The following is a 5,489-nucleotide window of genomic DNA, read 5'->3' as shown; positions in this document are numbered from 1 at the left end:
TTATCGGGACTCCCAGGGAAAAGGGGGTAAGGTGAGGCGAAAAGGAGGGGCTGAAAAGGGTCCCTCCTCCAAGACCTCAGGTACTGAGCTGCCCCAGGTTCTGAAGACCCCAGGACCCCAAAACACCCAGGTACCTGGGAACCGAGAGGATCCCTTCGCCCATCCCCGCTTTCTCGACCTGCTGAAGCCAAAGAACGAACAGGGAGAGCCCCTGGATCCCGCCTCGGAGGAGGTGGCAAAGCGCCACGTCAACCGACTCCTCCATACGGAAGCGGCCCTGGAGTACCTGCGGGGACGGGGGCTGGACACCCGGGTGGTGCGGCGCTTCTACCTGGGACTGGACAATCCAGGGGAGGTACGCGATGCCCTTGCCTACCCCGTTATGGGGCCTGACGGGATCCCCGTCCGCCGCTACCTCTACTACGCCATCCCTGGCCTTACCCAAGGGGCTAAGGGGAAGGGGTGGGGTAGGGGGAAGCCTACCACCTACTGGGCCATTCCTCCCCTTGAGGGCTCCTCCACCCGCCGCAGGCTCTTCATCTGCGAGGGGGCCAAGGACGGCTGGATCCTCTGGCTGAAGCTCCTGGGGCAGCCCTGGGCCAGCGACCTGGCGGTGGCCACCTCCACGCACGGATCTGCCATCCCTGAGGCCTGGCAGGATCCCCTTTTCTGGGCCCCTTGGGAAGAGGTCTACCTGGGCCAGGATGCGGATGAGGCTGGCGAAGCGATGGCCCGCAAGGTGGCCGCCCTGGCCCGGAGGCCCGTGGTGCGGGTGCGGGTCCCCGAAGGTATGGGGAAAGACTGGACGGACTACTTCCTCTCCCAGGGTACCCCAGAGGGCTTCCGCCTCCTGCTGGAGGCGGGGGAACGCTGGTCCCCGGAGCGGGAGGATGGGGAAAGCGGGGGTGTACGGCTCCCCAACCCCGTGGACATCAACCGGGCCTTTATCAACGGGCACCTCTACGTGCCCGTGCGCATCCTGGAGAACCGAGGGGAGGAAGGGGCACGCTACCGCACGGTGGTGATCCGCTCGGATGGAGCGGTGCTGGGCTGGGGGTATTTGCCTGCTCCCCGTGGCACCCCCCTGGAGGACCGGGTCCTGGCCCTGGACGACGGAACCATCATCCGTAAGCCGCCCAAGGCCCCCGCAGGTAGTTCCTGGAGCGAAAAGGCCATCAACCGCTTCCTGAAGGCCAGGGAGGCTGGGAAGAGCGCCATGACCCTGCGCCCCCCAGACCTGCCCAGGCTGATCATCCAGCACCTGCGGCAGGTCCTCCTTCCCCGGGAGAACGACTACGTCCTGGCCGCCTTGGTGGTAATGACCTCCTATGTGCAAGCGGTGTTCGACGCTGTACCCCTGGTGCTCATCGTGGGCCCCCCCGGTTCGGGAAAAACGGAGTTGGCCCGGCTTATGGCGGATGTGGGAGCCAACGGGGTGGTGATCACGGGGCAGACCAGCGCGGCTACCGCCGCCCGGCTGATCGACGAAACCGGGGGACTGGTGGCCTTCGACGACCTGGAGGAGGTCCGCCAGCGCTCGGGCAGCGCCGAGGCCTCCAACCTGGAGCAGTTCCTCAAGGTGTCCTACAAGAAGGAAACCGCCCTCAAGCAGTGGACGGACACCAAGGGCATGAGGGTCCAGACCCTTAACTTTTTCGGGGTAAAGGTGATCACCAACACCCAGGGCACCGGGGAGATCCTGGGAAGCCGGATGTTCACCATCCGCACCGTTCGCCTTAAGGATCTGGGCTACCGGGACCGGCCCACGGGGCTTACCCCCGAAGGCCTTCAGGAGCTCCGGGACAACCTCTACATCTGGGCCATGGAAAACGCCCCCAGCCTCCACCAGCTCTACCGGGAGAGGTTCTCTGGCAAGGGCGACCGCCTGGAGGAAATCGCCGCCCCGTTGCGCACCATCGCCCACCACTTGGGGGATCCCGACCTCCTTTCCCGCCTGGAGGAGGCCCTCCAGCGGCAGGCGGAAGGACAGGGGGGCATGCCCACGGATGCGGAGATAGTGGAGGTGGCCCTAAAGGAACTGATCCGCCAGGGGTACTACTCCCACGTGGCCCTGGTGCACGTCATCATGGAGGCCAGAAGGCAGGTCGGGGATAGCTGGGGACGCGAACGGACCAACGACATCCCCCGGTGGCAGGATCCCAAATGGGTGGGCCAGATCGTCCGCAACTACGGCTACGCCGAACCCGCATCGCTCCGCCCACGTCTTTGGGAGCGGCAGTACCGGGTGATAAAACTGGACCCCTCCTTCGTGGAGCGGGTGGTGAAGGAGTTGCTGGACAGCGGAGTCCAGCCAGAACCCCATAGGCAACCCCTGGCCTTCTGCTTGGAAACCGCATGCGAAGAATGCCCTTACCTGAACCTGTGCGACATGAAACAGGACAAGGAGAAATGGGTACAGAAGTATGGGAAGGCCAAGATGGAGTACCTCAAAAAGCAGAGGGAAGAGGAATTCAGGTCCCTCATCGGCCCCGATCTCGTCTTTTTTGTGGGTGAGCCAGATGAAGAGCAAAACACGGCCGGAAAAGCCTAACCTCCCAGGCCCTGGGCTTCCCCCAAGAACCTGGGGCCCTGGAGTGCTCAAGACCCCAGGTACCCAGGAGCCGGGGGGATAGACTAGGAGGGAGTGATGATCCTGGCTATCACGGGCTTCAAGGGGGGAGTAGGCAAGACCACTACCGCTGTCCACCTAGCCAGCTTCCTATCAGCGTGGGCCCCCACCCTCTTGGTGGACGGGGATCCCAACCGCTCCGCCACGGGCTGGCACGCCCGGGGAGGCCTTCCCGTGAAGGTGGTGGATGAAAGGGTGGCCAGCCGCTACGCTCGGGAGTACACCCACGTGGTCATCGACACCCAGGCCAGGCCCTCAAAGGAGGACCTGAAGGCGCTGGCGGAGGGGGTAGACCTCCTGATCCTGCCCACCACCCCCGATGCCCTGGCTTTGGAGGCCCTCCTGGCCACCCTGGAAGCCCTCAGGGGGTCAGGGGCCAGGTATCGGGTTCTCCTCACCATGATCCCCCCACGTCCAAGCCGGGACGGGGATGAGGCCAGAAGCCTGCTGGAAAGCCATGGGGTTCCCCTTTTTCGAGGGCAGATCCGTCGGGCCGCCGCCTTTCCCAAGGCAGCCCTCCTGGGGGTACCTGTGTACCAGGTGCCGGATCCCCGGGCTCGCCTAGCCTGGGAGGATTACCGAGAGGTGGGGCAGGAGATAATGGAGGTGTCAGGATGAGCAAGTTTGCCAAGCTGGTCCACACCCTCAAGGAGGGAGAGGGCGAGGGTAGGATCCAGGGGAAGAGCCGCCGAGAGGACTACACTGCCTTAAAGGTGTATATCCCCAGGGATCTTCACCGGCAACTGAAGCTCAAAGCACTGGAGGAGGGAAAGGAGATATCGGAGTTGGTGGAGGAGGCTATCAGGAGGGTGCTAAAACAATAGCGTGAGAAAAACCAACTGAGGGAAGCTCCATGCCGAAGAAAGGAAAGAAAATCCAGGTGCCCGACCCGTTTTCCAAGTGCTATACCGATCTACAGAATCTACAGAAACAGCCTAGATAGTAATATGATGCATAGCAATATGCTACAAAATTCCAAAACAGTTGTCCTCGCCTTCGGTACCCGGCCCGAGGCCACCAAGATGGCCCCCGTCTACCTGGCCCTAAAGGCCTTGCCCCACCTCAAACCCCTGGTCCTCCTCACCGGCCAGCACCGGGAGCAGCTCAGGCAGGCCCTCTCCCTTTTCGGCATCCGGGAGGACCGCAACCTGGATGTGATGCAAGAACGCCAGGCCCTCCCCGACCTGGCGGCCCGCATCCTGCCCCAGGCCGCCCGGGCCCTGGAGGAGATGCGGGCCGACTACGTCCTGGTCCACGGGGACACCCTCACCACCTTCGCCGTAGCCTGGGCCGCCTTCCTGGTGGGCCTCCCTGTGGGCCACGTGGAGGCGGGCCTGAGGAGCGGCAACCTCAAAGAACCCTTCCCCGAGGAGGCCAACCGCCGCCTCACCGACGTGCTCACCGACCTGGACTTCGCCCCCACCCCCCTGGCCAAGGCCAACCTCCTCAAGGAGGGCAAGGGGGAGGAGGGCATCCTGGTCACGGGGCAGACGGGGGTGGACGCCGTGCTCCTGGCGGCCCGCCTGGGCCGCCTCCCCGAGGGGCTTCCCCCGGGGCCCTACGTGACCGTCACCATGCACCGCCGGGAGAACTGGCCCCTCCTTTCGGAGCTGGCCCGGGCCCTGAGGCGGGTGGCCGAGGCCTTCCCCGAGCTCACCTTCGTCTACCCCGTGCACCTCAACCCTGTGGTGCGGGAGGCCGTATTCCCCGTGCTCAAGGGGGTGAGGAACTTTGTCCTCCTGGACCCCTTGGAGTACGGGCCCATGGCGGCCCTCATGCGGGAAAGCCTCCTCCTGGTCACCGACTCCGGGGGGCTGCAGGAGGAAGGGGCGGCCCTGGGAGTGCCGGTGGTGGTCCTAAGGAACGTGACGGAAAGGCCCGAGGGCCTCGAGGCCGGCATCCTCAAGCTGGCGGGCACCGACCCCGAGGGGGTCTACCGCACGGTAAAGGGCCTCCTGGAGGACCCCGACGCCCTGGCCCGCATGCGCACCGCCCCGAACCCTTACGGGGACGGCCGGGCCGGGCAAAGGGTGGCCCAGGGGGTGGCCTGGCGGCTTGGCCTTGGGCCTAGGCCCGCGGACTGGATTTCTTATGCTGTAGCTAGGTAGTTGGGTCAAATTGTTTGTAGTGGCTTGTGAGCGTAAGGAGGCAGGAAAAATGGAGGTAAAGGTTTTTTTCTCAGTCTTAGCTGGTTTTTTGTGGGCAGCAATGGCTTTTTTCTTTATTTGGGATGCTATCATAGCCATACTCGGCCTTTTGCGGTTAAAAGGAGTGAAAAAACGATCGGTCCCATTCGTTTTTTCCCCAAAGCATAGATTCGCTATATTGATACCTGCACATAACGAGGCTAGGGTAATTTCTCATTTGTTGGATTCACTTCTTCGTCAGAATTATCCCAAGGAACTCTATAGGGTATACGTTGCTGATGATAGGTCCTCCGATGGTACAGCTGAAATAGCCAAGTCAATGGGAGCATGTGTGATAAGCCGTAACCAGGGTAGACCAGGAAAAACCTGGAACATAAGGGATGCCCTTCAAAAGATTGAGCTGTCAAACTGGGATGCTCTGATCATTCTAGATGCCGATAACTTGGTTGAGCTAGATTTCTTAAGAAAACTGGATGCATTTCTCCAGGAAAACCCTGAGGCACAAGTGATCCAAACTTATCTGGATGTGAAAAACCCTAGGGACGGTTGGATTGCCAGAGCTATGGCCATCTCTTACTGGGTTACAAATTCATTGTGGCAAGAAGCAAGAAACGCACTTAATCTATCTCCTACCTTAGGTGGAACAGGTATGTGCTTTCGCACAGCGTATCTAAAGGATAGAGGCTGGAAAGCTAGGAGTCTTACGGAAGATT

General features: G+C 62.0%; 5 protein-coding genes. All 5 read left to right on the top strand.

Going from position 1 to position 5,489, the window contains the following annotated elements; genetic code table 11:
• Positions 1-232: 232 nt before the first annotated feature.
• On the top strand, positions 233-2,551 hold the full coding sequence (locus tag QT17_RS04880) for an ATP-binding protein (RefSeq protein WP_039457132.1): 2,319 nt from the start codon (positions 233-235) through the stop codon (positions 2,549-2,551).
• Between the two features lie 96 nt (positions 2,552-2,647).
• Positions 2,648-3,247 carry a ParA family protein gene (locus QT17_RS04875; RefSeq protein WP_039457130.1) on the top strand — a complete coding sequence of 200 codons (600 nt, stop codon included), beginning with the start codon at positions 2,648-2,650 and terminating at the stop codon, positions 3,245-3,247.
• Positions 3,244-3,453: a ribbon-helix-helix protein, CopG family gene (locus QT17_RS04870; RefSeq protein ID WP_039457128.1), complete on the top strand. Its 210-nt coding sequence runs from the start codon at positions 3,244-3,246 to the stop codon at positions 3,451-3,453. Before QT17_RS04875 ends, QT17_RS04870 begins: the two co-directional genes overlap by 4 nt.
• A 138-nt stretch (positions 3,454-3,591) precedes the next feature.
• Positions 3,592-4,737: a non-hydrolyzing UDP-N-acetylglucosamine 2-epimerase gene (gene wecB / locus QT17_RS04865; RefSeq protein ID WP_039457126.1), complete on the top strand. Its 1,146-nt coding sequence runs from the start codon at positions 3,592-3,594 to the stop codon at positions 4,735-4,737.
• 49 nt (positions 4,738-4,786) lie between these two features.
• Positions 4,787-5,489 (top strand): glycosyltransferase family 2 protein (locus QT17_RS13620; RefSeq protein ID WP_152607331.1); only part of this gene is annotated, 703 nt, incomplete at its 3' end.

Source organism: Thermus sp. 2.9 (assembly GCF_000794385.1).
Classification (GTDB): Bacteria; Deinococcota; Deinococci; order Deinococcales; family Thermaceae; genus Thermus; species Thermus thalpophilus.
Note: the sequence above shows the minus strand (reverse complement) of the source record. Positions and strands in the feature narration are given on the sequence as shown.

What these genes read in the sequence shown, in the direction of transcription:
- QT17_RS04875 (WP_039457130.1), top strand. Translation starts at nt 2,648, where the DNA reads ATGATCCTGGCTATCACGGGCTTCAAGGGGGGAGTAGGCAAGACCACT.
- QT17_RS04870 (WP_039457128.1), top strand. Translation starts at nt 3,244, where the DNA reads ATGAGCAAGTTTGCCAAGCTGGTCCACACCCTCAAGGAGGGAGAGGGC.
- wecB (WP_039457126.1), top strand. Translation starts at nt 3,592, where the DNA reads ATGCTACAAAATTCCAAAACAGTTGTCCTCGCCTTCGGTACCCGGCCC.